Below are 25,225 nucleotides of genomic sequence, written 5' to 3' on the forward strand. Positions count from 1 at the left end.
TCCAGTGACCCGGACGAGGACTGCGCCGCCCGTTGCAAGCCTGCGGGGCGGTGACAGCGGGCCTGGAGCCAGCCATGAACGGCGGCCGCCCTGAGCGCGCCGCTCCTCTCTTGGAGCGAGGGAATCGAATGAATGAAGGATTGAAGCGCCTGGCCGCATCATTGCGTCCGGGCCTTGTGGCAGGGACGGCGTCCGCCCTCCTGGCGGCATGCGGTGGCGGTGGCAGCGGGTTGGATCCCGCCCCGGCCTGCAGCCCGGGCACGGTGACGCTGGTGGCCTCCGGCGCGCCGCAGGCCGGCCGCAACGTGGAAGCGCAGGCCCAGGCCTGCGGCTTCACGCTGGGCGACCCGCAGTGGACGCAGACCCAGGGCGCGACCCTGCCCCTGATGTCCGCCCGTTCGGCGGCGATCAGCGTGGAGCCGGCAGCGGGTGACTACGGCTTCAGCTTCAGCTACCTGGATGCCCAGGGGCAGCGCAAGTCGCTGCCCCTGCAGCTCTCGGTGCCGGCGTCCACGGGTCCGGCCCTGGTTGTGCGCGGCGATCCCTCCCTGTGGAGCGGTGATGGCGCCTCGCTGCGCGCCTGGCTGCCCTCCTTGAGCGCCGCCGAGGCCGCCGGCGCGACCTACAGCTGGACCCAGACCGATGGCCCCAGCGCCCAGGGCCTGCAGGGCCAGGACACGGCCCGCCTGCTGTTCAAGGGTCCCGCGGTGAGCAAGGACGTGGCGATGAAGTTCCGCGTCGATGTGAAGCTCGCCAGCGGCCAGTCGCTGAGCCAGTCCTTCCAGATGCTGCTGCTGCCCCAGCCCGGCGGCACCGCGCAGCCCCTCTTTGACGCCAGCAATCCCAGCTCGCGCGTCTACCCCTATCTGCAGAATGGCCCCCGTGCGGAGGCCCTGGCTGCCTGCATCTACAGCCCACAGCTGGACCGCGGCAACCTCTGCCCCATGAGCCGCCTGCCCATGCTGGGCACCGAGACCGGTGGTGCCACGCCCACGGTGGAGCAGGTCATGGCCCGCGTGCTGGTCAGCCATGACTGGATGGCCCAGGTTTTCGAGCGCTACCTGCGCGAGCAGGACACCCACGGCGACTTCCGCAACCTGCTGAAGGCGACCACCGCCGTGGTCATCGGCGCCCGCGTGCGCCCGGCCTTCTACTGGAGTGCCACCGGCGCCATCTACCTGGACGCCAGCTACCTGTGGCTGACCCCCCAGCAGCGCGATACCGTCAGCGAGACGCCCGACCCCCGCGCCGATTTCGGCGGCGACCTGGGCTACACCATGCTGTGGCGCTACGTGAAGGACAAGGGCTATGCCGGCGGCAGCTATCCCGTTGCCGAGCGCAAGACCCGCGAGCTGCCCGACCTGCATGCACGCCTGGGCAGCCTGCTGTACCACGAGCTGACCCATGCGGGCGACTTCACGCCGCCGCGCCTGCACAGCGTGCTGAACCCGGCCCTGCGCGTGTTCCAGGTTGACGCCGGCGTGACCGCCTCGGATGACCTGGCCGCCAAGCTGCCGCTGCGTTCCGCCGAGATGGTGGGCCTGGGCAAGGTGCAGTTCTTCGGCAAGGCCTCGACCGCCGCCCAGCGTGCCTACACGCCCCAGGACATCACTGGCTTCTTCGAGCCCGACCGCGCCACGGACGAATACAACTACTCCCTGCCCGATGGCGCCAGCGTGGGCCGCGAGGACGCCGCCATGCTGGCCGAGGAGGCCATGATGCAGCTGCGCTTCGGCATCCTGCGCGACGTAGCCATCACCCCGCCAATGACGGCCGCCAGCACCAGCTCGAACATCCTGCTGAGCTGGGGCCAGCGCGGCCGCGTGGGCGAGGCGAAGATCAAGCCGCGTGTGGCCCTGGTGATGTCGCAGGTCATGCCCTGGATCGCTCCCGACGAGCTCGACAAGCTGGCCACGCCACAGGCCCTGCCCGCCGGCAAGAGCTGGCTGGCCACCCTGGACCCCGCGGCCGCAGCCCGTCCCTCCGAGGCCCAGCGCCGCCAGGCCGACGAGGCGCTGCAGGAGATGGGCGGTCGCCGCCAGGATCGTCGCCGCGCCGCGAACCTTCAGCGCGATTTCCGGCCATCTGCCCAGTGATGCGAGCCTGAGCGCCGGTGCCTGGCTGGCCGTCGGGGCATGAGCCGGGCATGATCCCGCCATGCCCCGAGCGAGCCCTCTCCAGCTGACGCTGTTCAGTGCTGGGCTTGTCATTTCCACGACCACGCCGGCTGCGCCGCCGCGTGGCGCAGGCCCTGGCCTCGGGAGAGGCCGACCGGCTGTGCGACTCTTTGCCCGCCTGGCTGCCCGAGGCCGATGGGGTCATCACCCGGCGGGATCGCGAGGCGCCGGCCTCGCTGCGCGAGCGGGCCTCCCATCATGTGGGCGCCGTGCGCGGCTACGCCTACCCCGAGCTGGAAGCCCAACTGGGCGAGGCGAACTGGCGCGAGGAGGCCCCCAATGCCGCAGCCAGCCTGCGCAGGCCGGCCCTGGGCCGCGGGGACCACGCTGCCGTGTCGCAGCGTTTCCTGCAGTATCCGCAGCGCATCGGCAGCTTGACCGTGCCCCTGCATGCGCCGCTGCCCGTCAGCAGCGGCCAGACCCGGTGCGCGCCGTCGCCGCGCGGCAGCATCGGGCTGGACGCCCTCAACCAGGCCCTTGCCGAGATCGTCAGCGACGGCAGCCTGGAGCGCAGGCTGCCGTCGCTACCGCTGAACGCCCGCCTCACTTGAAGCGGCTCATTTGAAACGATATTGCAGGCTGGCGTAGACGAAGCGGCCGCGCGGGTCGGTATAGCTCGGGTCATAGCCAGAGAGGAAGAACCAGGCTTGCTGGGAGTAGGGCGGCGCGGTGTTGAGCAGGTTCTTGATCCCGGCGCGCAAGGTCAGGTTCGAGGTGGCGTTCCACGCGCCAGTCAGATCCCACAGCGAGTAGGCCTTCACCGTGCGGTCGGGCTTGCTCAGGATCGAGTGGTCGGTGTAGCTTGAAAGGTAGCTGTTGGACAGCGTGGCGCTCCAGTCGCCCTGCTCCCAGTCGGCGCTCACCGTGTGGCGCCAGCGCTGCACCACGCCATCGTTGATGAAGTGGCCGAGGTTGCTGACGTAGGGGTCGCCGTTGCCGGTCTGCTGCTTGGAGCTGAGCGTCAGCGTGCCGTTGAAACGCAGGCCGAAGGTGCCCAGGCTGCTCTTGAGGCCGCTCATCGAGGCCGCGAAGTCCAGGCCGGCGATCTTCTGCCCGCCGCGGTTCTCCTTGACCAGGTCGATGTGGTCGATGACGTTGTCCTCGTCGCGGTGGACCAGGCTGCCGTACTTGGCGAGGTCGGCGAGGATCACGTCCACGCCCAGGGTGCTGATCAGGTCGCGCTTCTTGATGTTCCAGTAGTCGATGCTCAGGTTCACGCCCTGGCGGGGCTCGAAGACGGCGCCGAAGCTGAACTGGCTGGACTTCTCGGGCTTCAGGTTCGGGTTGCTGTAGTTGCGCGTGACCCAGAGGTCCGCGCAGTCGGTGGCGGTGGCGTCGGGGTCGGCGGCCAGGCACACCGGATCCACCACCGTGGCGGAGCTGCCTTCGGTCACGGGACGGTACAGGTCGGTCAGGCTGGGGGCGCGGAAGCCCGAGCCCACCGAGGCCCGCAGCAGCAGGGACTTGTCCGCCGTGTACTTCAGGCCCAGCTTGGGACTTACGGCGCTGCCGGTGCGCTGGTAGTGCTCGTAGCGCACGGCCGCCTGCAGTTCCAGCGCCTTCGTGACCGGCGCACTCAGTTCGGCGTAGAGGCCTGCCACGCGGCGTGACTGGCCGAAGTCGGCATCGGGCCCCTGCGAGGTCTCGCCAAGGATCAGGTCCTTCGCCAGGGCCTCCGACTGGTGGTAGTTCTGGCGTTCGCGGCGCAGCTCGCCGCCGACGGCCAGGGCCAGGTCTCCTCCTTCAAGCTTGGCGAGGGCGCTGGAGGCCTTGAAGTCGAGGCTGCTCATCGTGCCGGTGGCGTTGCGGACTTCACCGCGAATCTGGGCCTTCTCGTAGAGCGCCAGGCCTTCGGCGCCGGACGGCCCGAAGGGATTCAGCGTGCCGGCAGCAAATCCGTCCAGGATCATCTGCTCGTTCAGGTAGCCCTGGTAGTCGCGGTCGGACACCTTGTTGCGGCTGTGGTTGAGCGCGAACTCGTAGTCCCAGCCCCGCAGCGTGCCGTTCATGCCGGCGACGACGCGCTGGCCGGTGGAGACCAGCTCGCTGGTGCGCAGGCCGGCCTCGATCAGGCGGGTGCGCACCGTGATGATGCGGTCCTCGTCGGCGGCGTCCAGCGTGGCCAGGCTGGTCTTGGACAGGGCGGCGACCTTGGAGACGTCCATGTCAGCGTTGACGCGGTTGGGCGTGCCCGAGTACAGCGTGCGCGAGCGGCTCAGAGCCGCCTCGGCGAAGAACTGGTGGCCCTGGCCCAGGTCCGCGACGCCGCGCGTGAAGAGGTTGGTCTTGCTGGACTTCGGATAGAGCTCGATGTCCCGCATGTAGTCGTAGGTGCAGCCATCCACGCCGCCGATGCCGGCCGGCAGATACAGCGAGGCCGGCGCATTGCAGCCCGTGGCTGCCGCCGGGTTGATGGTCCGCGTGCTGATGACGGTCTTGCCGTTGGTGGAGAAGCCGTCGTCGATGAGGATGTCGCGCTGGCTGCGGCTCAGGATCAGGTTGCCCGGGAAGCTCGCGCTGGAGAGCAGGTCCGGCAGGTTCTTGGGGATCTCGAGCTCGTCGATGAACTTGCGCTGGCTGGCGTTGAGCGGAGAGGTCTTCTGCAGGTCCAGCACCGCGAAGACGTTGAAGCCGTCGCGTGTCAGGTCTCCGAAGCCGCCCGCGATGGAGGCCGTGCGCTTGCCACCGCCGCCCTCGCTGCTGTTGCCGGCGCTGGCGTTGAGCTCGATGCCCTGGTAGTCCTTGCGGGTGATGAAGTTGATCACGCCGCCGATGGCGTCGCTGCCGTAGAGCGCCGAGGCACCGTCCAGCAGGATCTCCACGCGCTGGATGGCGGCGGCCGGGATGTTGTTGAGGTCCACGCCAGCCGCATCGCCCGGCGAGGCGAAATTGGCCATGCGCCGGCCGTTGAGCAGCACCAGGGTCGAGGACACGCCGATGCCGCGCAGGTTGGCGCCGTTCATGCCCATCTGGTCACGGAAGCCGCCGTAGGCCACGCTGCCGCCGTCAGTCAGGTTGTTGGTGCTGGCGCTGAGCCGCGCCACGATCTCGGCGGCGGTGGTGAGGCCCTGCTTGACGATGTCCTGGCGGGTCAGCACCTGCACGGGCAGGGCGGTCTCGGACTCCAGGCGCTTGATGGCCGAGCCGGTGATCTCCACCTTCTGCAGCTGGGCGTCGACGGGCGGCTGCTGGGCCCAGGCCGGTGCGCTGGCCAGGCACAGCAGCACCGCCCGTGCGGTGGTGCGCGGCGCAAACCGGGGCGCAGATCGGAGCGAGGGGCGGGGCGTGCGGATCATGCTCATGGAACTCCCTGGTAACGAAGGGCGCCTTCGCGGGGCGCGAGGGTCAGGTCTTGCCTGTGCGGCTGCTGACGGGCTGAGGCATGATGGCACTGCGGTGACAGGCCCGTGAATCCTGTCCGGCGACATTTGTGCATCGCGCACAACGCCTGTCCCCCGTCTGAGGTAAAGGCTGTGCGACTTGCGAACGGATCGCCTGCGGCCGGCCCGCATACTGACATCCTGCTGTTTGTTCCGACGTCCCGACACGCCTCTGCCATGACCGTCCTGAAGAAGACCTCCCTGCCTGCCCTGCCGGCGCTCCTGGCCCTGCTGGTGCTGGCATCCGCGCCGGCCGTGCAGGCCGCCGGCAGCGACAAGAAGTCCACCACCGCCGCGCCCTCCAGCAGCACGCCGCCGCCTGCCAGCGGCATCTGGACCATCATTCCTGGCCTGGGCCGCGCCAATCCGCCCAAGCCGGCCGCGCCGGCGCCGTCGGCCAGCGCGCCGCAGGCCGGCAGCGAGCTGGCCATCAAGGGCTACGCCATTCCCATCGGCGGTGCGCTGAAGTCGGACAACGAGGAGGTCTGGGGCCGCATCGTGCAACTGGCCGGAGGCAAGGGGGCGCGCTTCGTGGTCTTCGGCACGGCCTCGGAAGATCCCGAGTCCAGCGCCAAGCAGGCGGTGGAGTTGCTGCAGCGCCGCGGTGCGGTGGCCGAGGCTCTGCCGGTGGCGCCCAAGTTCAGCTGGGTGGACCTCAACAAGGTGGTGCGCGACCCGGCCCTGATCGCCAAGGTCAAGGCCTCCAAGGGTGTGTTCTTCACGGGCGGCTCGCAGGAGCGCATCGTCGATGTACTGATGCCTGGCGGCAATGTGACGCCCATGCTGGAGGCGATCTGGGAGGTCTACCGCAAGGGCGGCGTGGTGGCCGGCACCTCGGCCGGCGCTGCCATCATGAGCTCGGTGATGTTCCGTGACGCGCCCAGCGTCATCAACATCATGAAAGGCAAGTGGACCGAGGGCAAGCAAGTCGATCGCGGCCTGGGCTTCGTGGGCCCGGACCTCTTCGTGGACCAGCACTTTCTCAAGCGCGGCCGCTTTGGTCGCATGATCCCGCTGATGATGGCCAAGGGCTACAAGCTGGGCCTGGGCGTGGAGGAGAACAGCGCTGCCGTGATCCGCGGCGACGAGATCGAAATCATCGGCGGCCGCGGCGCCATGATCGTGGACCTCAGTGAGGTCAAGACCGATCCCACCCTGGGCGCCTTCAACGTCACCAATGCCCGTCTGACCTACCTGGACCATGGCGACCGCTTCAACACCCGCACGCGCATCACCACACCCACCGCCGTCAAGCTGCGCGGCCAGAAGCTGGACCCCTACGCGCCGGACTACAAGCCCTACTACACCGAGGACCTCTTCCACCTCGACATGCTGGGCGACCAGACCATCGCCAACGCCATGGCCTATCTGATCGACAGCAACAAGCCCGAGGTGCGCGGCCTGGCCTTCGACGTGATTCCCAAGACGGGCGACCCGCTGGCCGAGCTGGGCTTTCTCTTTCGCCTCTACAAGGGCAAGGGCAGCCTGGGCTGGAGCACCGACGAGCTGGGCCCCGAGGACTACACCGTGCTGGGCCTGTACCTGGACATCACGCCAGTGCACATGCCCCATCCTCTGTATGGCACCTGGAACGGCGCCAACCGCAACAACGTCCCGCCCGAGCAGCCGCCGACGGGCCAGTGAGGGCCAGGGCTTGATGGTGCCCAAACCGTCGCTCGTCGCCTGAGCCTGGCGGGCGGTGGGGCTGGCGGCGCACACTCGGCAGCTTTGCTGCTGACCGAGACTGACCATGCGCAAGACCTGCCCCTCCTTCCTCAGCTCCTCGCTGGCCGCCGCCCTGGGCCTGGCCGGCCTGTTCAGCCTGGCCGGCCCGGCGCAGGCCGACGAGGGCATGTGGACCTTCGACAACGCCCCGCTGCCGCTGATCCAGCAGCGCTATGGGATCACCCTGAGCCCGGCCTGGCTGGAGCATGTGCGCAAGTCGGCCGTGCGCTTCGGGGCCTCGGCCAGCTTCGTCTCCAAGGACGGCTTGCTGCTGACCAACCACCACGTGGCACGCGGCTGCATCGCCCGCCTGTCCAGCGCCGAGCGCGACCTGATCGCCAACGGCTTCGTGGCCGCCACGCGCGAGCAGGAGCTGCAGTGCCCGGGGGCGGACGCCCGCGTGCTGATGTCCTGGGAGGACGTCACCGCCGTCGTCACCGGCGCCGCCAAGCCTGGCATGAGCGATGCCGAGGCCGCCGCCGCCCGCAAGGCCGCCATCGCCACCCTGGAGGGAGACTGCAAGGCCAGCACCGGCATGAAGTGCGACGTGGTGACGCTCTACAGCGGCGCGATCTACCACCTCTACCGCTACAAGGAATGGCAGGACGTGCGCCTCGTGGTGGCGCCCGAGGGTCATGCCTCCGACTTCGGCGGCGACCCGGACAACTTCAACTTTCCCCGCTTCGCCCTGGACTTCAGCCTGCTGCGCGTCTACGAGAACGGCAAGCCGGTGCAACCCGAGCACTACCTGAAGCTTGCCAACCAGGCGCCCAAGGAAGGCGATCCGGTCTTCGTCATCGGCCACCCGGGCAACACCGACCGCCTCAACACCGTGGCCCAGCTGCAGGCCAAGCGGGACGTGCTGCTGCCCCTGGCCCTGGATGGCGCCAAGGCGCAGCTGAAGATGCTGGCCGCCTACGGCGCGCAGTCCCCCGAGAGTGCCCGCCGTGCCCACGCCCTGGTGGCCGGCATCGCAAACACGCTGAAGGCCAACACGGGCCAGCTCAAGTCCCTGCAGGACGCCGCCAACTTCGAGCGCAAGCGCCAGGAGGAGGCGCAGTTCCGAGCCGGCTATGCCAAGCTGAGCCGCAAAGACGACCCCTGGGCCCAGATCGAGTCCGCCACCCGCCGTCAGGTCGAGCTGGCACGCGAGGCGGCCTTTGCCAACAGCGGCTTCAACAGCCTGCTGGGCACGGCCCTGACCCTGGTCGAGATCGCACGGGAGCGTGCCCTGCCCGAGGGAGAGCGTATGCGGGGCTACTCGGCCAACGGCCTGGCCGCGGCCGAGCGCCGCGTGCGCGCCGATGTGCCCACCTACAAGGACCTGGAGCAGGCGCGCTACGCCCTGCAGCTGGAGCGCGCCCTGCAGGCCTTGGGCAAGGACCATCCCTTCGTGAAGGCCGCCCTGGGCTCGCAGGCGCCGGCCGCGGCGGCCCACGCCCTGATCCAGGGCAGCCGCCTGGACGAGCGCGCCGAGCGCGTGCGCCTGCTGGAAGGCGGCGCGGCGGCCATCGAGGCCTCGACCGACCCGGCCATCGTGCTGGCCCGCAGCCTGTACCCGCTGCAGCGCGAGCTGTCCCGCCGCATGGAGCGCGAGGTGGACGAACCCCTCAAGCGCGCCGCCGAGCAGTTGGGCCGCGCCCGCTTCGAGCTGATGGGCAAGAGCGTGCCGCCCGACGCCACCGGCACCCTGCGCTTCAGCTACGGCCGCCTGGCGGGCTATGAGAGCGAGGGCTACCGCCTGCCCTACAAGACCGTCTTCGGCGGCCTCTTCGCCCGCGCCGACGCCTTCGACAACGTGCCGCCCTTCAAGGTCGCGCCCAAGGTGGCCGCCGCCCGTGACAAGCTGGACATGAGCGTGCCCATGAACTTCGTCTCAACCAACGACATCATCGGCGGCAACTCCGGCTCGCCCATCGTCAACAAGGACGGCGAGCTCGTGGGCCTGATCTTCGACGGCAACCTCGACAGCCTGGGCGGCCGCTTCCTCTACGACGAGCGCCAGAACCGCGCCACCTCGGTGGACGTGCGCGCCATCCTGCAGGCCCTGGAAAAGGTCTACGGTGCACCGCATGTCGCCCGGGAGCTGCGCGGGCAGTAAGGCGCCGCTAGGCATCCACCATGAAAAAGGCCCGCCGGACGGCGGGCCTTGTCATGTGGGCTGATACAGCGGTGCTCAGCGCAGCTTGTCGGCCGCTGCAGCGATCGCTGCCTTGAGCTTCACCAGCATGTTCTCGGTCGCGCGGCGGGCCGCCAGGGAGAAATCGCCCTTGAACTCGCTGAACTCCGCACGGCCTTCGCCCTGTGCGGAGATCTGGGTGACCGGCTTGCCCGCGCTGTCCTCGACGGCCAGCGTGAGCTGGACGGTGAAGACGGTGGGCGGCCAGGTGACCAGGCTGTCGGAGTACGAGGTCGTCGTGATCGTGGGCTTGATGATGAACTGCTGCTCGGCGGCCTTGGGGCTGCCCAGCGTCTCGATGCGGCTGGCCTCAGAGAAGGACTGTCCCAGCACCACGTACAGGCCGGTCTCCAGGTCGCGGTAGGGCAGGTAGCTCACCTTGTCGCCACCACCGCCGGGAGTGATGACTTCGCGGGTGCGGTCTTCCGGGCTGATGTAGTAGCCGACCTTCTTCGGGATCTTCTCGACCTTGACCTGCTCCAGGGCGGCCGACACATTGGGCGTGAGGCTGATGGGGTGGGCGCAGCCGGTGGCCATCACCACGAGGAACAGCGAGACGAGATACAGAGCAAGACGTTTCATGGGTAGATGCAGGGTCTGGGGTGGAGATCAGCGCAGGGCCTTGACGAATTCCGGGTCAGTCAGCAGCTCCTTCAGGACTTGCTGGACCAGCAGCGGGTACTGGTTGCGGGCCTTGGGGATGGCGACGGCGCCGACAAAGGACGACTCCCACTGGGCCTGCGCGCGCTTCACGGCGCTGTAGCGTTCCTGACCGTCACGCTTGAGCACGAAGCGCGCTTCGATCTCGCCGGAGTTGGTCGAGAAGCCGCCGGCGGCGATGTCGTTCTTCAGCAGGGAGCCGGTGATCTCAAAGGGCGACTTGGGATCCAGCTTGCCGGCCAGGGACAGCTCGGCCCGCAGGGCTTCGGCCAGGTAGGCCGCGTAGTTGCCGCCCACGGGCGACACCATGTTGTCGGCGCGCAGGCTGATCGAGGTGGCGCCGCTACCGCTCATGGCCAGCTGGAACTCGCCGACGGATGTGGCCGCCAGCTTCTTCAGGCTTTCAGCGTTCTCGACCGATGCGGTGTACACGGGGGCCGGCGTGGTGCAGGCGCTCAGCAGGGCCAGGGCGGCCGCGGCGGCCAGGACGCCGATACGACGGTGAATGATGATCATGCGATCCTCCTCTACAGTTTTTTGGGTTGGGGAGGATACAGGCTTTTCTGTCGGTATTCGTTGGTACCTCTTTGTATCTGCTTGCGGCATTCGCACGCCCTTGCGCCAGCGCAAGGGACGCAGGTCTCAGGCAACGCGGGATGCCGTGACGGACGCGATCCACCCGCTGACCCGCCGCTCCAGCACCTCCAGCGGCACCGCCCCGCCCGCCAGCACGGCATCGTGGAAGGCCCGCGGATCAAAGCGCTCGCCCAGGGCCTGCTCGGCGCGGCTGCGCAGGGCCAGCAGGTGCAGCTGGCCGATCTTGTAGGACAGGGCCTGGGCCGGCCAGCCGATGTAGCGGTCGATTTCGTTGACGATATCGACCTCGGTCTTGGCCGCATGGGCACGGAAGTAGGCGATCGCCTCCTCGCGCGTCCAGCGCATCGCATGGATGCCGGTGTCCACCACCAGGCGTACGGCCCGCCACATGTCATAGGTCAGTTGGCCGAAGTGGGAGAAGGGGTCGCGGTAGAGGCCCAGCTCGTAGCCCAGGCGCTCGGCATAGAGCGCCCAGCCCTCCAGATAGCCGTTGTAGGCCGCGAAGCGCCGGAACTTCGGCAGCGTGCCCTGCTCCTGGGCCAGCGCGATCTGCAGGTGGTGGCCGGGCACGGCCTCGTGCGCGGTCAGCACTTCCACCTCGTACAGCGGGCGCATCTCCGGGCGGTAGAGGTTGACGTAGTAGTAGCCGGCGCGGCGTCCGTCCTCCGAAGGCCCGGAGTAATAGGCCGCCGTGGTGTTGGGCGCGCTGGTGTCCGGAATGGGCCGCACGCCATAGGGGGTGCGCGGCAGCGTGCCGAAGAGCTTGGGCAGCTCGGGGTCGATGCGCTTGCAGGCCAGCACGTAGGCGGCGAAGAGGGAGTCGGCGTCCGGCGCGTAGAAGCGCGGGTCCGTGCGCAGCCACTCGAAGAAATCCTGCAGGCTGCCCTCGAAGTCCAGGGACTGCATCACGGCCTGCATCTCGCCCTGGATGCGCGCCACCTCGGCCAGGCCGATCTGGTGGATGTCCTCGGCGCTCAGTGCGGTGCTGGTGTGGTGCGCGATGCGGTTGGCGTAATAGGCCTCGCCCTGGGGGCTGTCCCAAATGCCGTGACTCTCGCGGCAGGCGCTCAGATAGTGATCGACGAAAAAGGCGCGGAAGCGCCGGTAGGCCGGCACGAGCTGCTCGCGGATCAGCGCCTGGGCCTGCTCGCGCAGCGCTGGCGCCTCCGGCCAACTGTCCGGCAGGGTGCGGAAAGCACTGAAGAAGGGGCTGCTGGCGGCGTCGTCCACCAGTTGGGCGTCCAGCGGGGGCAGCACCCGCTCCATCAGGAAGCGCGGCTGCGTGTGGCCACGGCTCACGGCCTCGGCCAGCAGCTCCTCGTACTGCGCCAGGTAGGCCGGCAGGCCCCGCAGGCGCTGCAGCCATACCCGCAGGTCGGCGGGGCTGTCCAGGGGCATCAGCTCGGCCAGCTCGTTGAGGCTTTGCGGGCCCTCGCGGACGGTGATGGCATAGGCCTCGTGGAAGAAGTCCTGCAGCTTGATGCGGCCCTGCAGCTCCAGCTCGAAGAGCTCGTGGGTCAGGGCCTCCTGCTCGGGCAGCCCGGCGCGGGGGATGGCCTGCAGCTGGGCCAGGGCACGGCGATCGGCGGCCTGGCGGGCGACGCGTGCGGCGCGGCTGAGATCGGGCCAGGCGGCGTTGTAGGCCGTCTCGCCCACATAGGTGGCCAGCAGCGGGTCGGCGGCCATGTCGCGGGCCCAGGTGGCGTCGAGCAAGGCTTGCAGTTGCAGGGCGGGGCTGGAGGAGGTGTCTGTGGTCATGGGGTGTACCGGGGAGCAGGCTGCATCTTGCCAGCCGCCCGCAGCCCCTGCCGTTCGTTCATCGCAGCAGGATGCAGTTCAAGCGCGTCGGACGCGCCTTCATCGCTCGGAGCTTTCGGGGTGGTCCCCTATTGACGAAACTTCAGTCACCGGATCAATCAACGCAAGGAGTTCCACCATGACCACCCGCTCTACCAGCTACATCGCTTTCGTCATCGGCGTCGCCGCCACCGCAGCCCTCTTCACCGGCGTGCGTGTGCAGGTCGATCGTGCGGCCGAGTTCCGCAGCCAGATCGTCAAGCTTGAGCCCGTGTTCATCCAGGGCAAGCGCGCCGAACAGGTCGCCCAGGTCCAGCAACTGCCCCAGGTCGTGATCAACGGCCGCCGCGCTGACTCCAGCGTGTCATGAACGCATCAGCCTTGCGCTGATTGCCATCCCTCGACAGCCCGGCTTAGGCCGGGCTTTTGCTTTTCTGGGCCCTTCTGGTGCTTTGATGGTGCTTTGATGGTGCTCCGACGCGCGGGTCGCCCGACGTGCCCCGGCGCCTGCCGACCGCCCGCAGGCTCGAGCGGTTTGGGGTGGTGCCAGTTCTTGCCTGTCACGCCGCCCGCCCGGTCTTCGGCCAGCCGTTCATCCGCTCAGTCCGCCATTCGCCGCACGCCCTGCGACGACACCGGCGCGGCCCGGCATTCTTCAGTCCATGGATGCAAGGCATCCCACCGGACCGAAGAAAGGAGCCCACCATGTCCACCAACACCGTCGTTCGAATCGTCCTGTGCGCCGTCATGGCCTACCAGGGCTATCTCTTCGGGGCTGACTGCGGCCGGGCCATCAAGGTCTGGGTGCAGGATCAGGAAACGTCCAGCACCCTGAGGATCTCGCGCCCGTAAGCCTCCAGCTTCTTAGCGCCCACGCCGCTGATCTGGCCGAGCTCGGCGAGGGACTGCGGCAGCTGCCGGGCCATCTCGGCCAGGGTCACGTTCTGGAAGATCACGTAGGCGGGCAGGCCATGCTCGCGGGCCACCTCGGCGCGCCAGGCCTTGAGCTGCTCGAAGCGGGCCAGGGCGGCAGCGTCCAGGTCGATGGGGGCGCCCTTGCCGACGTGGCCGGCCCTTGCGCCGCTGCGGCTGACCTTGCCCCGCTTCGGTGCCTGGGTCGCCACCCGCAGGCGGATGCTCACCTCACCGCGCAGCACGCTGCGCGCGCTCTCGGCCAGGGCCAGGGTGCTGTACTCACCCTCGGCGAACACATGGCCCAGGGCGACCAGCTGGCGCAGCACGCCACGCCATTGCGCCTCGCTCAGGTCCGCGCCGATGGCCCAGGTGCTCAGGTGCTGGTGGCCGTACTGGGCGACCTTGTCGCTCATCTTGCCGCGCAGCACATCGATCAGATGCCCCGCGCCAAACCGCTGGCCGCCGTTCTGGTGGAAGCGGTAGATGCAGGACAGCAGTTTGCGCGCCGCCTCGGTGCCGTCCCAGGTGGCGGGCGGGTTGAGGCAGTTGTCGCAGTGGCCGCAGTGTTGCAGGGGGCGGCCGTCGGCGCCGTGGTAGGTCTCGTCGAAATAGGCTAGCAGGCGCACGCGGCGGCAGTCGGTGGCCTCGGCCAGGGCCAGCAGGGCGTCGAGCTTGCCGCGCTGGATCTTCTTGAATTCCTCGCCGGCCGGGCTTTCGTCGATCATGCGGCGCTGGTTCACCACATCGGCCAGGCCATAGGCCATCCAAGCCTCGGCGGGCAGGCCGTCACGGCCGGCACGGCCGGTCTCCTGGTAGTAGGCCTCGATGTTCTTGGGCAGGTCCAGGTGGGCCACGAAGCGGACGTCGGGCTTGTCGATGCCCATGCCGAAGGCGATGGTGGCCACCATCACCAGGCCTTCCTCGCGCAGGAAGCGGTCCTGGTGGCGCATGCGCAGTTCGGCGTCCAGCCCGGCGTGGTAGGGCAGGGCGCGGATGCCCTCGCTCTCCAGCCAGGTGGCGGTCTCCTCGACCTTCTTGCGGCTCTGGCAGTAGACGATGCCGGCTTCGTCCTCGTGCTCATCCTGGATGAAGCGCAGCAGCTGCTCGCGCGGCTTTTCCTTCTCGACGATGGCGTAGCGGATGTTGGGCCGGTCGAAGCTGGAGACGAAGATCCGCGCGTCCTGCAGGGCCAGGCGCTCGATGATGTCGGCCCGGGTGACGTCGTCCGCGGTGGCGGTCAGCGCGATGCGCGGCACCTCGGGGAAGCGCTCGTGCAGGATCGACAGCGCCAGGTACTCGCTGCGGAAGTCGTGGCCCCACTGGCTCACGCAGTGCGCCTCGTCGATGGCGAAGAGGCTCAGCAGGCCCTTCTCGTGCAGATGGGTGAGCTGGGCCAGGAAGCGCGGCGTGGTGATGCGCTCGGGCGCGGCGTAGAGCAGGGTCAGTCGGCCGCTCATCAGCTCGCGCTCGACCTGCTGGGCCTCTTCGCTGCTGAGGCTGGAATTGAGGAAGGCGGCGTGCACGCCGGCTTCTTCGAGGGCGCCGACCTGGTCGTGCATCAGCGCGATCAGCGGGCTCACCACAATGGCCACGCCCTGCCCCAGGCGGTGCCGCGCGATGGCGGGCACCTGGTAGCACAGGCTCTTGCCGCCGCCCGTGGGCATGAGCACCAGGGCGTCACCGCCCGCGCAGACATGCTCGACGATGGCGGCCTGCTCGCCACGGAAGGCGCTGTAGCCGAAGACCTCCTGCAGGAGGGTCAAGGGAAGGGAGGACGGGGCGGGAGCGGGCATGGCAAGCGCGCAATGGTACGCGCTTCGCCCCGGGGGCCTTTCCGCAAGCCGGAGGAGCCGCCGCGATGCGCTGGAAATACGGGCCTTCCATGGCCTTGTCCCGGTCCTGGACAGGCTGCCGGTCTGCGTAAGATGGGCCGGATGCCAGCCTGGAGTTGAGCCATGAGCGACGCCGCCCCTGAATCTTCCACCGACCGCGCCGCCGAGCTGCGCCGCAAGCTGATCCGCAACCACCAGGAGGTGCCGCGCGAGCTGTTCCAGCGCGCACCGCTCTATGAAAGCCGAGTGGCCGGCGTGTCCGACGGCACCCTGGCGCGCAAGCTGGGCTGCGGCATCGACACCGTCCCGCCCGGCAAGCAGAGCTGCCCCTACCACTTCCACCACACGCAGGAAGAGATGTTCATCATCCTCTCCGGCGAGGGCACCCTGCGCGTGGCGGGCGAGCGATTGCCGGTGAAGGCGGGTGACGTGATCTTCATCCCCTGCGGGCCCGACTACCCGCACCACTTGATCAACACCTCGCAGGCGGACCTGAGCTACCTGTCCATCAGCACGCAGGAGCGGCCCGAGGTCTGCGAGTATCCGGACTCCGACAAGATCGGCGTCTTCTCCAACAAGGGCCCCGCCTTTCTGCAGCGCCGTGACGCGGGCCTGGACTACTGGGACGGCGAGCCTTGATCCTCGCCCGCCCCACGCTTAGCGCGGCGGCTTCTCCCCCAGCGCATTGACGCGCGCCAGACCGCTGGTGCGGCGCTTCACCTCGGGCGCGCCCCAGTACTCGACCGTGCCGATGCCGGACACGCTCACGCGGAGCTCGTCCGTCACCCACAGATTGGCCTGACCGATGCCGCTGATGGCCACGGTGGCCTGGTCCGCGCGCAGCTGCTCGGCCAGCAGCTTGCCCTTGCCGGTGATCTGCAGGTTCAGGTCCTGCACCTGACCCTTGAGCAGGCCCTCGCCCGAGCCGGAGATGCCGAAGCTCAGCTGCTCGGCCACCAGGTCGTCGAAGCGCACCTGGCCGGCCCCGGAGATGTGGATGGCCAGGCGTTGCACGCGCACCGGCTCGGCCGCACGCAGGTCCGCGGCCCCCGAGATGACCAGCTGGCGCAGCTGGCGCATGCTCACGTCCACCTGCAGGCGCTGGCTGTTCCAGAACTTCCAGCTGCCCGAGGGGCGGATCAGCAGCTTGTCATGCTGGAGCTCGACACTGATGTCCTTCTGCAGTTCGGCATCGCCCGCAATGAAGACCTGGTCCCGCGGCCCCTGAACCAGGCGCAGCTGGGCGGAGCCGGCGATCTCCAGGCGGTCAAAGGGACCGGGGGCGTAGACCCGGCCTTCGGGCTCCTGGGCCCGGGCCGCGAAGGGCAGCAGGGCCAGGGCCGAGGTCAGGGCCACGGCCAGGCCGCGGGCCAGCCGCGAAGGCAGGGAGGGGGAAGGAGTGGAGGCGTTCATATCGACTGCTCACGCAAACGCTTGGAGACCTCGCGGCTGGCCGTGAAGCGCGTGCCATCGCGCATCTGGACCACCAACTGGGAGTTCTCGTCCGGACTCATGGACTCGACGAAGTCGAGGTTGACGATGCAGCTGCGCTGCAGCTTCAGGAAGCGCAGCGGGTCCAGGCGCTGCTCGAAGGCGGTGATGGGCAGGCGCACCAGGAACTGGCGGCCGCGGCTGGCCACGGCGGTGTACTTGGTGTCGGAGCGCAGGTACTCGATGGCCTCGACCTGCAGCGGGAAGATCTTGCCCTGGTCCCGCACCAGAATGCGGGTCAGCGGCTCCAGTTCGGCGCCAGGCAGGGCCGCGGTCTCCAGCGCGCCCTGCCATTGCTGCAGGTGGCCGACGGTCTGCAGCGCGTGCTGCACGGCCTCGTCGAAGCGCTCCTGTGAGAAGGGCTTGAGCAGGTAGTCCACGGCATGCAGCTCGAAGGCGGCCAGGGCGTGCTCGTCATAGGCGGTGGTGAAGATCACCGCGGGGCTCTGGCTCATGCCCGCCTCGCCCAGGGCGCGCAGCACCTGCAGGCCGGTCATGCCGGGCATCTGGATGTCCATGAAGACGAGGCCCGGCTGCAGGCGCTGGATGGCCTCCAGCGCCGCCGGTCCGTCGCTGCACTGGGCCACCAGCTCCAGCTGGGGCAGGGCCTGGACCCACTCGGCCAGGGCCTCGGCGGCCAGGGGCTCGTCCTCGGCGATGAGGGTGCGTATGCGGGGGGAGTTCATGCTTCTTGCGGAATCCAGAGGTCGACGCGAAAGCCCGCGCCGGGCTGGGTGTGGACGCGCAGGCGCGCGCGGCCGTCGTAGTCCAGGGCAAAGCGCCGCCGCAGGGCGCCCAGGCCGATGCCGCTGCGCCCGGGCCGCTCGGCGTCCAACTGGGCCGGATCGCAACCCTCGCCATCATCCTGCACACAGAGGTTGAGGCCGCCGTTGAGGGCATCGCGCTGGGCGCTGATCTGGATCGTGCCGCCCTGCACCCGCGGCGCGATGCCGTGCACGATGCAGTTCTCCACCAGGGGCTGCAGGGTCAGGGGCGGCAGCTCGTCCTGCAGCACGGCCTCGTCCAGGGCCCACTTCACCTGTAGGCGAGGGCCCAGGCGCAGGGCTTCCAGGGCGAGGTAGTCGCGCACGAAGTCCAGCTCCTGCTGCAGATCGACGCGGTCGGTGGCGCTGCGCTTGCTGTCCAGCACATAGCGCAGCATGCCTGAGAAGCGCAGCAGGGCTTGCTCGGCCGCGCGGGCGTCCTTGCGGGTCAGCGCGATGAGGGAGTTGAGCGTGTTGAAGAGGAAATGCGGGTTCAGCTTGCCGCTGATGACGGACAGTTCGGCCCGCGCCAGTGCGGACTCGGCCTGCGCCGCCGCGACGGCCAGCGAGCGGGCGCGCCGCGCGCTGTAGACCGCGCCAAATCCTGTGGCCAGGGCCGCGTAGGCGATCAGGCCCCAGATGGCGCGCCACAGGATGTACTGGGCCAGCATGGCGGCAGCATGCTCGCTGCCGAAGAGGGCCTGGGCGAGCTGGTAGTCCAGCATCAGCCAGATCCCGCTGAAGAGCAGCGCCGCCCCGGCATGCAGCAGCACCAACTGCCCGAAGCGGCGGCTGCGCTGGCTGACCCAGCGCATCCAGGGGTGCACGGCCGTGCCCAGCAGCATGGGGGCCCACAGTGTCATCGTGGACTGCAGCAGGGCCTCCCATATCTTCCAGGGGCCGCGCTGGAATTCCGTGCCCGCCAGCACGAACAGGCCCCAGGTCAGGCCGCAGACGCCGGCATAGCCCAGCCACAGCCGACGCGATGAGGGCCGGGCGGGCGTGGAGTTGGGGCGAGGAGAAGACATGGCGTCATCCTAGCCAAGCCCGGCGGGCCGCCGGACCGGGGTGGGACCAAGTGCCGGAAGCCGGGCATGGCGTGCGATTCCCGGACGGTCTTGCCCGGCAGGCGCCGGCCTGCTCCCGTCTTCGGGGGACGGTCCGGGGACGTCCTGCCAAGGGTCCCGGCCGGGTCGCACGGCATAATCGGGGTTTGAATTCCTGTCCGCGAGCGCTTCCATGGCATCCGTCAACAAAGTCATCCTCATTGGCAACCTGGGCCGTGATCCCGAGGTTCGCTACACCCCCAGCGGCGCCGCGGTCTGCAACATCAGCCTCGCGACCACCCGCAACTGGAAGAGCCGCGAAGGTGGCGAGCGCCAGGAAGAGACCGAATGGCACCGCGTGGTCTTCTACGACCGCCTGGCTGAGATCGCCGGCGAGTACCTGAAGAAGGGCCGCCCCGTCTATGTGGAAGGTCGCCTGAAGACCCGCAAGTGGCAGGACAAGGAAGGCCGCGACCAGTACACCACCGAGATCATCGCCGAGCAGATGCAGCTGCTGGGCGGCCGTGACAGCGGTGGTGGCGGTGACGACTTCGGTGGCGGCGGTGGCGGCTACAGCCGCGAGCGCAGCGCCCCGCAAGGTGGCGGCCAAGGCGGTGGTGACGACTTCGGCGGCGAGGCCCGCGCCCCGCGTGCCGCAGCTCCCCGCGCCCCGGCCCCGCGCCCGGCGCCCGCGCCGCGTCCGGCCACCGGCTTTGATGACATGGATGACGATATTCCCTTCTAACCGGCACCTTGTTGTTTTTCTGTTGATTGAAGGCCCGCGCTCCGAGAGGACGCGGGCCTTTTTCCTTATCAACACACCGTTTTGTGTTTTTGTTGGAATAGACTCAACTACGAACTTGCAAAATGGTGGATAAATGTCGCGATACGTCGCGAAGCGCTTCAGGTTCCAAAACGGAGAACATCACTCGGTGCTGAAGGGGCCGGACGGCCTCCCAGTGCATGCGGTGACGTTGTTCCTACAAAAGTTCCGCAAACGAGGGCGTGCAGCCAACACCATTCACGCCGTTTGCCAATGTCTCGCGCTGCTCCACCGTGAGCTCGACGCCAACCCGCGAGTCGACATCCTCGGACGCCTGCGTAGCGGTCAGTTCTTGACGATGTCCGAGCTGGCTCGACTAGCTGACGTATCGCAATACCCCATGAAGGCGCTAACTCAGGAGGACGAGCCGCAAACGACACCGCAGGTGGTCAACCTCAAGAGTGTCCGGATTCGACGCAGCAAGGCTGCCGACGAGGTGGAGGCCGTAGGTAAGGCCAATCACGCCAACCGGATGCGCTACATGGCGGACTACCTGGGCTTCCTTGCTAGCTACTACGCTGCTGAGCTTCCTCGGCAGCAGCGCCAGCAACTCAACTTGGAAAGTGCAGAGGCCCTCAGAACCTTCAAGGCACAGATTCCCAAGGTGACCAAGCGGGCTCAGATGGACGCTCGGGAAGGCCTCTCAAAGGAGGACCAGGACCGACTGCTTCGAGTCGTGCATCCAGCGAGTCCAGACAACCCTTGGGAGCGGGGCTTTGTTCGCCGTCGGAACTGGGTAATCGTCATGCTGTTACTCGCGACGGGCATGCGCAGCGGCGAACTGCTTGGGCTGCAAATCGGCGATATCAAGCAGCAGTTGTCCAAGCTGGGCGTCCTGCGTCGAGCAGATGCTCCGGAAGACCCCCGTCGGACCCCGGTGGGTACGAAGACAAACGACCGCGAGCTGGAATTGCTGCCAAGCAGCATGCGCGCACTTCTGGTTCACATCAACGTGGAGCGGCATCGCATCCGGGCAGCCCGCAGGCACCCGCAGGTATTCGTTGCTCAGGATGGAAAGCCGCTATCTACCCGCAGCATCGGCAAGCTGTTTCAGCAATTGCGCGTGGCATGCCCCGGGCTTCCTGTGACGCTGACCAGCCATGTCATGCGGCATACGTGGAATGAGCGTTTCTCCGAGCAGGCTGACGAGATGGGCTTGTCTGAAGTCGAAGAAGCACGCGCTCGCAATGAGCAGCAAGGCTGGACAGAGAACTCCCAGTCCGCGCGCAACTACACGCGACGCCACACGCGGCGCAAGGGACGTGCAGTCGCACTGAAACTGCAGGAGGACCTTGATGTCTCAGGCAACTGAACTGAAGTCCCATGCCTTGGCTCACAGGCTACCTGAGCGCGTCTTCACCCGTTCACGCGCGTCTCTTGACCCCAGCCTAGATGTCTGGGAGTGGGCTGATGGACCATTCATCGCTAGGCTCGACTTTCGACGGCTCGATGGAAACGCCAAGTTCTTCAAGGAGCCCTTGAAGGAGGCTTTGATTCCCTATCTGAAGGGGCACTCATCGAAGCACGTCACGAATCTCTTCCAAGCGTTCTTCCACTTTTTGGAAAGCGCACCCGCGTATCCGACCACGGCGATTGATGAGCAAGACGTCGCGAACTACGCTGCTCGGCTCGGCGAACACGAGAAATGGCGCGTTGGCACGCTGAACGGACTGCTCCAAAAGTGGGTCGAACTCCAGCTACCTGGTGTCACGGCCGAATGCGCGGCCTATCTCAGAGAGCACAGGAAGCCCGGCAACACCAAGGGCGACGCAGTACGGACACGGGACCCTGTAAAGGGCCCGTTCAGCGAGGATGAGTACACCGCCCTCCATTCAGCTGCAAATGCAGCTTATGGCAGAGGAGAGCTGCCGCTGTGGACCCTCCTCCTAGCGCGGCTGCTCCTCGCATGTGGCGGGCGCATCTCCCAGTACGTATCGCTGAAGCTGTCTGACTTCAACCCTCAGACCTCGGTCCTGAGGCTTCCCCAAGTGAAGACGGGGCTTGACCACGCACGGGCAAGCTTCCTTGAGTTCGACATCAGCTCTCAGACGTCGCAGCTCATCGTGGCATATCGCGATGAGCTGTTGGCTTCCGGGAACGCTGACGACTGTGCCTTCTTCCCCGCCGAGCTTGTCATGCCCCGGGGACCTCGCAAGCAGGTCCGCTCTGAGGCCGACATTTTCTTTGGGCACTGCACCCCTCAGAACCTGTCGCAGGGCTTTGTCCAGTACATGCGCGAAATCGCGCCACCCACAGCTCGACTTGACTACGCCCCGATGCCTGTCGTGCCACAGCGGTTCCGCTACACGTTCGGCACTCGATTGGCCGAGGAGGGTTCCAGCAAGATGGTCATTGCGGAACGGCTGGGACACGCGGACCTCCAGAACGTTGACTGCTATGTTTCCGCCTCTCCGAAGATTGTCGAGAGTTACGACAAGGCGCTGAGCAAGTTCCTGGCGCCACTCGCGCAGGCCTTCAAGGGGCAGGTGGTGGAGGACGAAGCCCACAGCACCCACAAGGGCGCCCCGGGCAGTCGAATTCATGACTTCCGGGTGGCCACCGAGGGGCTGGGCAGCTGTGCCGGCAAGGGTGCTGGCTGTGGATTCAACAAGCCGGTAGCTTGCTACTCCTGCTTCCGATTCGAACCATGGCTCGATGCGCCGCATGAGAAGGTGTTGCATCGACTCGAAGCTGACCGGCAGAAGTGGGCGTCGGATGACCGCATGGCAGCGGTGAATGACGAGCCCATCCGGGCTGTTAAGGAGGTCATCGCGCTTTGCGCGCAAATCTGGTCGCAGCGCGGTCACGAGGAGGGCGCGGCATGAGCGCACCAGTCCTTCATTTCACACCCCGTGCCGAGCTAGAGCCGCAGTTCAATCTTCAGGCGTTCATCGAGCTATGCCGCAATTCGGAAGTCATGGATGCGCATCTGCAGTTCGACAAGAACGTCTGGGAAGACGGCTTCTTGAAAGGGCAGAACAAAACGAATCGGGTCATCTTCAGCACACTGGAAGCTGCTGGCGAAAGCAGGCCTGAACCGAGCTTTCCAGAGCCATTCTTGAGCTTCGCCAAGGCCGCCGTCGTCTACTTGCAGGACAAGCGGCCAGTGACTACGCAGAGCACTCGGATTGCCGCGCTGCGATGCCTTGAAGCAGCGCTACGTCAGGAGTCAAGAGGGTCTCGACCGACTGCCGTTGACCCTGTAGTGCTGGACACGGCCGTAGCGCTGGCCAAGAGGCAGGTTTCGCCGGCGGTGGCCTACCGCATCGCTGGTCAACTGGAGTACATCAGCGAGTTCATGGCCTCCAAGCAGTTCATCTCTTTGCGCCAGAGATGGAAGCACGGAATGAAGAAGCCTCAGGAAGTAGGGTCTCGCATCTCCAGAGAGGCCCTCGAAGCGCGGAAGGAAAAGCTGCCCTCGGCGGCAGTACTGCGCGCCCTAGCTGGCATCTTCAACCAAGCCGTCGAGCCACCGGACGTCATGACGTCAAGCATGACCGCCGTGATGTTGTGCGCCCCAGAGCGCATCAACGAGGTTCTGCGATTGCGGCGCAACTGCCTTGTCGAGGGCGACGGCGAATTCAGAGGGAAGTTGGGTCTGCGCTGGGCAGGCTCCAAGAACTTTGAGAACACGACCAAGTGGCTGCCGTCAGATATGGCAAACGTCGCTCGCGAGGCGGTCGACAACTTGATTCGGGCGTCAGGCCCTGCTCATGAGCTCGCGGCCTGGTACACCGCCAACCCAACCAAGTTGTTCCTCCACGACGGCGCTGCGCACCTGCGGGACCAGCGCGTATTGAGTTTGAGCGAGCTCGCCCTGATTCTTTGGGGTAGCGAAGACGCTGGTAATCAGGCCAACGTCTGGGCTAGAGGCTATGAATTGCCTAGGCAGCCGATGGGCGGCCGGCGCGTCGGAGTTCTGTTCGAGGACGTGGAGCGCGCTGTTCTCAGCATGCTTCCTGTGACCTTTCCGTTCATGCCAGGTGCGCCTGACCTCCGCTGCATGGATGCCATCGCGGTTATGCGGAAGAACGAAATGCACGCCAACCGGGGGACGTATCTGTGCATGTTCAGCTGCGTCGACAACGAGGCCATCACCAGCCGATTCGGTACTCGCGAGGGTCGAGCTTCCGTCTTCGAAGCGTTCGGCTATACCGAGGACGATGGGTCTCCGATTGAGCTCAATAGCCACAGCCTGCGCCACTATCTGAACACGCTTGCTCAGATGGGAGGCTTGAGCAGCACTGAGATTGCGATTTTTTCTGGGCGCAAGGACCTCAGGCAGAACCGGCACTACGACCACATGTCCTCCGAGGAGGTACAGGCACCCATTAGTCGCGCCCTGAAAGCTGGCTTCACGGCGGAGCTTGAGCCCGTCGCCCCCTCCGGACGGAACTTGATGATGCGAGGCGAGTTCAAGGGGCTTGGGCTCACCGCAGCGCACACGACGGAGTACGGCTGGTGCCGTCACAACTTCGCCAGCGAGCCGTGTCAGATGTATCGCGACTGCATCAACTGCCAAGAACAGGAATGCGTCAAAGGGGAATCGCATAAGGAGGCCAACCTGCGGCAGCTCAAGAGCGAGACCGAGTACCTGCTGATGCAGGCCAAGGCGGCCCTGAGCGACGAAGAGTTCGGCGCTGATGCATGGGTCAAGCACCAGACCATCACCTTGGAGCGAGTGAACCTGATGCTTTCCATATTGGAGAACCCTGAAGTGCCGGAAGGTGCCCGTATTCGGCTGGATGTGTCCAACGCACCCCTCATCACGGCTGACGACGTGAAGCCCATCCGGGTCATCAAGGCTCGAAAGGGCCGGGCATTGCAATGAAGAAGAGTCGCGCGCCTGACTTGACTCAGGCTCACATCACCACGGTCCTCGACACACTCGATACCTGGAGAGGCAAGCTGACGTGGGACCTTTTGCTGGACAAGCTGGAGGCGGTGTGGGGCTATCGGTACTCCCGCTTCACCTTGGGCAGCTATGCCGAGGTAGCGAACGCCTTTCTGCACCGCAAGGACGCCTTGCGAGGAACTCTTCCCGTGTCGAGGGGGACACCTACCGACGAGCGCGTTCGTGCAGCCATAGAGCAAGCCGAGCGGTTCAAAGCGAAGGCCGCGCGGCTGGAAGCAGAGAACAACCTTCTGCTGGAGCAATTCGTGACCTGGGCACACAACGCGGAGAACAAGGGGGTCACGATGGATATGTTGAACAAGCCACTACCGAAGCCAGACCGTGACCGCTCGAAAGGGGTGAAGTGATGGCGAGTGGGCAACAGCTAGCAGAAGAGAACTTCCATCGATTCGAGACCTGGGTTGCATCGAAGACGGATGACGACCTGCGCTCGATGTGTGTTCGTGGTGTGCTCTCTCGAAGTGACATAGCTGCCGAGTGCGGCTTTTCGAAGTCGGCCCTGAGCCAAAACCCGCGTATCAAGGAGCGCTTGAGGGCTCTGGAGCAGGCGCTTCGCGAGCGAGGGGTGCTGCCCAGCCTGGCGCCAGTCACTGAGGGCGATGGTGGCGAGGTTCCGCTTCGTCAGCCTGGCGGACAAGCTGGCGCCCGGGATGCCGAGCGTCTGAAGCGGCTCGAGCAAGAGAACGCCAGTCTGCGTGCTGAGCTGGCAGAAGTGAAGGGGGCACTGTCAAGGTTTGCCGTGCTTCAAGAGATTCTGTCGGAGACAGGGAGGCTACCCCGGTGAGCGTCTCGATGACCGTCCGGGTCTCGACCATTCGCTTCCAGCGACCCACAGGCTTAGCTGGAGTCATCTTCAGCGGCGTCCCTGTAGACGCTGCTGGTAGCACGACTGACGCGTCCACGTATCTGGTCATTCGAGCCTCG

General features: G+C 66.9%; 21 protein-coding genes. 13 read left to right on the plus strand and 8 right to left on the minus strand.

All coding sequences use genetic code 11. From position 1 onward, the window contains the following. Positions 1 to 128: 128 nt before the first annotated feature. Both H5407_RS16375 and H5407_RS16380 read left to right on the plus strand, forming a co-directional pair. Positions 129 to 2,096 carry a hypothetical protein gene (locus H5407_RS16375; protein WP_183105540.1) on the plus strand — a complete coding sequence of 656 codons (1,968 nt, stop codon included), beginning with the start codon at positions 129 to 131 and terminating at the stop codon, positions 2,094 to 2,096. A gap of 107 nt (positions 2,097 to 2,203) precedes the next feature. Continuing rightward, the gene (locus H5407_RS16380) at positions 2,204 to 2,728 is read left to right on the plus strand and encodes a hypothetical protein (protein ID WP_183105541.1); all 525 of its coding nucleotides are present in this window, start codon (positions 2,204 to 2,206) and stop codon (positions 2,726 to 2,728) included. Between the two features lie 6 nt (positions 2,729 to 2,734). Here the strand turns inward: H5407_RS16380 and H5407_RS16385 are convergent, their stop codons facing one another. Beyond that, the gene (locus tag H5407_RS16385) at positions 2,735 to 5,479 is read right to left on the minus strand and encodes a TonB-dependent receptor (protein ID WP_255501283.1); all 2,745 of its coding nucleotides are present in this window, start codon (positions 5,477 to 5,479) and stop codon (positions 2,735 to 2,737) included. Positions 5,480 to 5,734: 255 nt separating this feature from the next. On the opposite strand from H5407_RS16385, the gene H5407_RS16390 reads away from it, so the two are divergent. Then, positions 5,735 to 7,201 (plus strand): cyanophycinase, encoded by a 1,467-nt coding sequence (locus H5407_RS16390; RefSeq protein WP_183105542.1) that lies wholly within the window; start codon positions 5,735 to 5,737, stop codon positions 7,199 to 7,201. 106 nt (positions 7,202 to 7,307) lie between these two features. After that, positions 7,308 to 9,383 carry a S46 family peptidase gene (locus tag H5407_RS16395; RefSeq protein WP_183105543.1) on the plus strand — a complete coding sequence of 692 codons (2,076 nt, stop codon included), beginning with the start codon at positions 7,308 to 7,310 and terminating at the stop codon, positions 9,381 to 9,383. 75 nt (positions 9,384 to 9,458) lie between these two features. On the opposite strand, the gene H5407_RS16400 is transcribed toward H5407_RS16395, so the two are convergent. The 3 genes from H5407_RS16400 to H5407_RS16410 form a co-directional block, all read right to left on the minus strand. Continuing rightward, positions 9,459 to 10,043, minus strand: coding sequence for a hypothetical protein (locus tag H5407_RS16400; protein ID WP_255501284.1), 585 nt, complete (start codon positions 10,041 to 10,043; stop codon positions 9,459 to 9,461). 27 nt (positions 10,044 to 10,070) lie between these two features. Beyond that, positions 10,071 to 10,637: a hypothetical protein gene (locus tag H5407_RS16405; protein ID WP_183105544.1), complete on the minus strand. Its 567-nt coding sequence runs from the start codon at positions 10,635 to 10,637 to the stop codon at positions 10,071 to 10,073. Between the two features lie 126 nt (positions 10,638 to 10,763). After that, positions 10,764 to 12,476 carry a DUF885 family protein gene (locus tag H5407_RS16410; RefSeq protein WP_183105545.1) on the minus strand — a complete coding sequence of 571 codons (1,713 nt, stop codon included), beginning with the start codon at positions 12,474 to 12,476 and terminating at the stop codon, positions 10,764 to 10,766. 178 nt (positions 12,477 to 12,654) lie between these two features. Here H5407_RS16410 and H5407_RS16415 point away from each other — a divergent pair, with 178 nt between their 5' ends. Continuing rightward, on the plus strand, positions 12,655 to 12,885 hold the full coding sequence (locus H5407_RS16415) for a hypothetical protein (RefSeq protein WP_183105546.1): 231 nt from the start codon (positions 12,655 to 12,657) through the stop codon (positions 12,883 to 12,885). A 335-nt stretch (positions 12,886 to 13,220) separates the two neighbouring features. Next, positions 13,221 to 13,367, plus strand: coding sequence for a hypothetical protein (locus tag H5407_RS16420; RefSeq protein WP_183105547.1), 147 nt, complete (start codon positions 13,221 to 13,223; stop codon positions 13,365 to 13,367). On the opposite strand, the gene recQ is transcribed toward H5407_RS16420, so the two are convergent. Then, positions 13,328 to 15,223, minus strand: a complete 1,896-nt coding sequence (gene recQ / locus H5407_RS16425) for a DNA helicase RecQ (RefSeq protein WP_183105548.1) — start codon at positions 15,221 to 15,223, stop codon at positions 13,328 to 13,330. The two genes, H5407_RS16420 and recQ, sit on opposite strands and share 40 nt — an antisense overlap. A 162-nt stretch (positions 15,224 to 15,385) precedes the next feature. Here recQ and H5407_RS16430 point away from each other — a divergent pair, with 162 nt between their 5' ends. Further along, positions 15,386 to 15,901, plus strand: coding sequence for a cupin domain-containing protein (locus H5407_RS16430; protein WP_183105549.1), 516 nt, complete (start codon positions 15,386 to 15,388; stop codon positions 15,899 to 15,901). A gap of 18 nt (positions 15,902 to 15,919) precedes the next feature. Here the strand turns inward: H5407_RS16430 and H5407_RS16435 are convergent, their stop codons facing one another. From H5407_RS16435 to H5407_RS16445, 3 genes are read right to left on the minus strand one after another with little or no spacing between them, the layout of a single operon-like run. Further along, positions 15,920 to 16,675, minus strand: a complete 756-nt coding sequence (locus H5407_RS16435) for a head GIN domain-containing protein (protein WP_183105550.1) — start codon at positions 16,673 to 16,675, stop codon at positions 15,920 to 15,922. Beyond that, complete coding sequence (locus H5407_RS16440; protein WP_183105551.1) at positions 16,672 to 17,439, minus strand: LytTR family DNA-binding domain-containing protein; 768 nt, start codon at positions 17,437 to 17,439, stop codon at positions 16,672 to 16,674. Before H5407_RS16440 ends, H5407_RS16435 begins: the two co-directional genes overlap by 4 nt. Beyond that, positions 17,436 to 18,545 carry a sensor histidine kinase gene (locus H5407_RS16445; RefSeq protein WP_183105552.1) on the minus strand — a complete coding sequence of 370 codons (1,110 nt, stop codon included), beginning with the start codon at positions 18,543 to 18,545 and terminating at the stop codon, positions 17,436 to 17,438. Before H5407_RS16445 ends, H5407_RS16440 begins: the two co-directional genes overlap by 4 nt. 211 nt (positions 18,546 to 18,756) lie before the next feature. Here H5407_RS16445 and ssb point away from each other — a divergent pair, with 211 nt between their 5' ends. From ssb to H5407_RS24365, 6 genes are all read left to right on the plus strand, one after another. Beyond that, entirely contained in the window at positions 18,757 to 19,308 is a 552-nt protein-coding gene (gene ssb / locus H5407_RS16450; protein ID WP_183105553.1) for a single-stranded DNA-binding protein, read from the plus strand. 133 nt (positions 19,309 to 19,441) lie between these two features. Further along, complete coding sequence (locus H5407_RS16455) at positions 19,442 to 20,698, plus strand: site-specific integrase (RefSeq protein WP_255501285.1); 1,257 nt, start codon at positions 19,442 to 19,444, stop codon at positions 20,696 to 20,698. After that, positions 20,682 to 22,211: a site-specific integrase gene (locus H5407_RS16460; RefSeq protein WP_183105554.1), complete on the plus strand. Its 1,530-nt coding sequence runs from the start codon at positions 20,682 to 20,684 to the stop codon at positions 22,209 to 22,211. The genes H5407_RS16455 and H5407_RS16460 overlap by 17 nt, the downstream gene beginning before the upstream one ends. Beyond that, positions 22,208 to 24,217: an integrase gene (locus H5407_RS16465; protein ID WP_183105555.1), complete on the plus strand. Its 2,010-nt coding sequence runs from the start codon at positions 22,208 to 22,210 to the stop codon at positions 24,215 to 24,217. The genes H5407_RS16460 and H5407_RS16465 overlap by 4 nt, the downstream gene beginning before the upstream one ends. After that, positions 24,214 to 24,648 (plus strand): hypothetical protein, encoded by a 435-nt coding sequence (locus tag H5407_RS16470; protein ID WP_183105556.1) that lies wholly within the window; start codon positions 24,214 to 24,216, stop codon positions 24,646 to 24,648. The genes H5407_RS16465 and H5407_RS16470 overlap by 4 nt, the downstream gene beginning before the upstream one ends. Beyond that, on the plus strand, positions 24,648 to 25,085 hold the full coding sequence (locus tag H5407_RS24365) for a VPA1267 family protein (protein WP_255501286.1): 438 nt from the start codon (positions 24,648 to 24,650) through the stop codon (positions 25,083 to 25,085). Before H5407_RS16470 ends, H5407_RS24365 begins: the two co-directional genes overlap by 1 nt. Positions 25,086 to 25,225: the final 140 nt, after the last annotated feature.

The organism is Mitsuaria sp. WAJ17, from assembly GCF_014174515.1.
Taxonomy (GTDB): domain Bacteria; phylum Pseudomonadota; class Gammaproteobacteria; order Burkholderiales; family Burkholderiaceae_C; genus Roseateles_B.

What these genes read in the sequence shown, in the direction of transcription:
- ssb (WP_183105553.1), top strand. Translation starts at nt 18,757, where the DNA reads ATGGCATCCGTCAACAAAGTCATCCTCATTGGCAACCTGGGCCGTGAT.
- recQ (WP_183105548.1), bottom strand. Translation starts at nt 15,223, where the DNA reads ATGCCCGCTCCCGCCCCGTCCTCCCTTCCCTTGACCCTCCTGCAGGAG.
- H5407_RS16375 (WP_183105540.1), top strand. Translation starts at nt 129, where the DNA reads ATGAATGAAGGATTGAAGCGCCTGGCCGCATCATTGCGTCCGGGCCTT.
- H5407_RS16390 (WP_183105542.1), top strand. Translation starts at nt 5,735, where the DNA reads ATGACCGTCCTGAAGAAGACCTCCCTGCCTGCCCTGCCGGCGCTCCTG.
- H5407_RS24365 (WP_255501286.1), top strand. Translation starts at nt 24,648, where the DNA reads ATGGCGAGTGGGCAACAGCTAGCAGAAGAGAACTTCCATCGATTCGAG.
- H5407_RS16455 (WP_255501285.1), top strand. Translation starts at nt 19,442, where the DNA reads ATGTCGCGATACGTCGCGAAGCGCTTCAGGTTCCAAAACGGAGAACAT.
- H5407_RS16445 (WP_183105552.1), bottom strand. Translation starts at nt 18,545, where the DNA reads ATGTCTTCTCCTCGCCCCAACTCCACGCCCGCCCGGCCCTCATCGCGT.
- H5407_RS16395 (WP_183105543.1), top strand. Translation starts at nt 7,308, where the DNA reads ATGCGCAAGACCTGCCCCTCCTTCCTCAGCTCCTCGCTGGCCGCCGCC.
- H5407_RS16405 (WP_183105544.1), bottom strand. Translation starts at nt 10,637, where the DNA reads ATGATCATCATTCACCGTCGTATCGGCGTCCTGGCCGCCGCGGCCGCC.
- H5407_RS16440 (WP_183105551.1), bottom strand. Translation starts at nt 17,439, where the DNA reads ATGAACTCCCCCCGCATACGCACCCTCATCGCCGAGGACGAGCCCCTG.
- H5407_RS16420 (WP_183105547.1), top strand. Translation starts at nt 13,221, where the DNA reads ATGTCCACCAACACCGTCGTTCGAATCGTCCTGTGCGCCGTCATGGCC.
- H5407_RS16465 (WP_183105555.1), top strand. Translation starts at nt 22,208, where the DNA reads ATGAGCGCACCAGTCCTTCATTTCACACCCCGTGCCGAGCTAGAGCCG.
- H5407_RS16400 (WP_255501284.1), bottom strand. Translation starts at nt 10,043, where the DNA reads ATGAAACGTCTTGCTCTGTATCTCGTCTCGCTGTTCCTCGTGGTGATG.
- H5407_RS16385 (WP_255501283.1), bottom strand. Translation starts at nt 5,479, where the DNA reads ATGAGCATGATCCGCACGCCCCGCCCCTCGCTCCGATCTGCGCCCCGG.
- H5407_RS16460 (WP_183105554.1), top strand. Translation starts at nt 20,682, where the DNA reads ATGTCTCAGGCAACTGAACTGAAGTCCCATGCCTTGGCTCACAGGCTA.
- H5407_RS16410 (WP_183105545.1), bottom strand. Translation starts at nt 12,476, where the DNA reads ATGACCACAGACACCTCCTCCAGCCCCGCCCTGCAACTGCAAGCCTTG.
- H5407_RS16430 (WP_183105549.1), top strand. Translation starts at nt 15,386, where the DNA reads ATGAGCGACGCCGCCCCTGAATCTTCCACCGACCGCGCCGCCGAGCTG.
- H5407_RS16470 (WP_183105556.1), top strand. Translation starts at nt 24,214, where the DNA reads ATGAAGAAGAGTCGCGCGCCTGACTTGACTCAGGCTCACATCACCACG.
- H5407_RS16435 (WP_183105550.1), bottom strand. Translation starts at nt 16,675, where the DNA reads ATGAACGCCTCCACTCCTTCCCCCTCCCTGCCTTCGCGGCTGGCCCGC.
- H5407_RS16415 (WP_183105546.1), top strand. Translation starts at nt 12,655, where the DNA reads ATGACCACCCGCTCTACCAGCTACATCGCTTTCGTCATCGGCGTCGCC.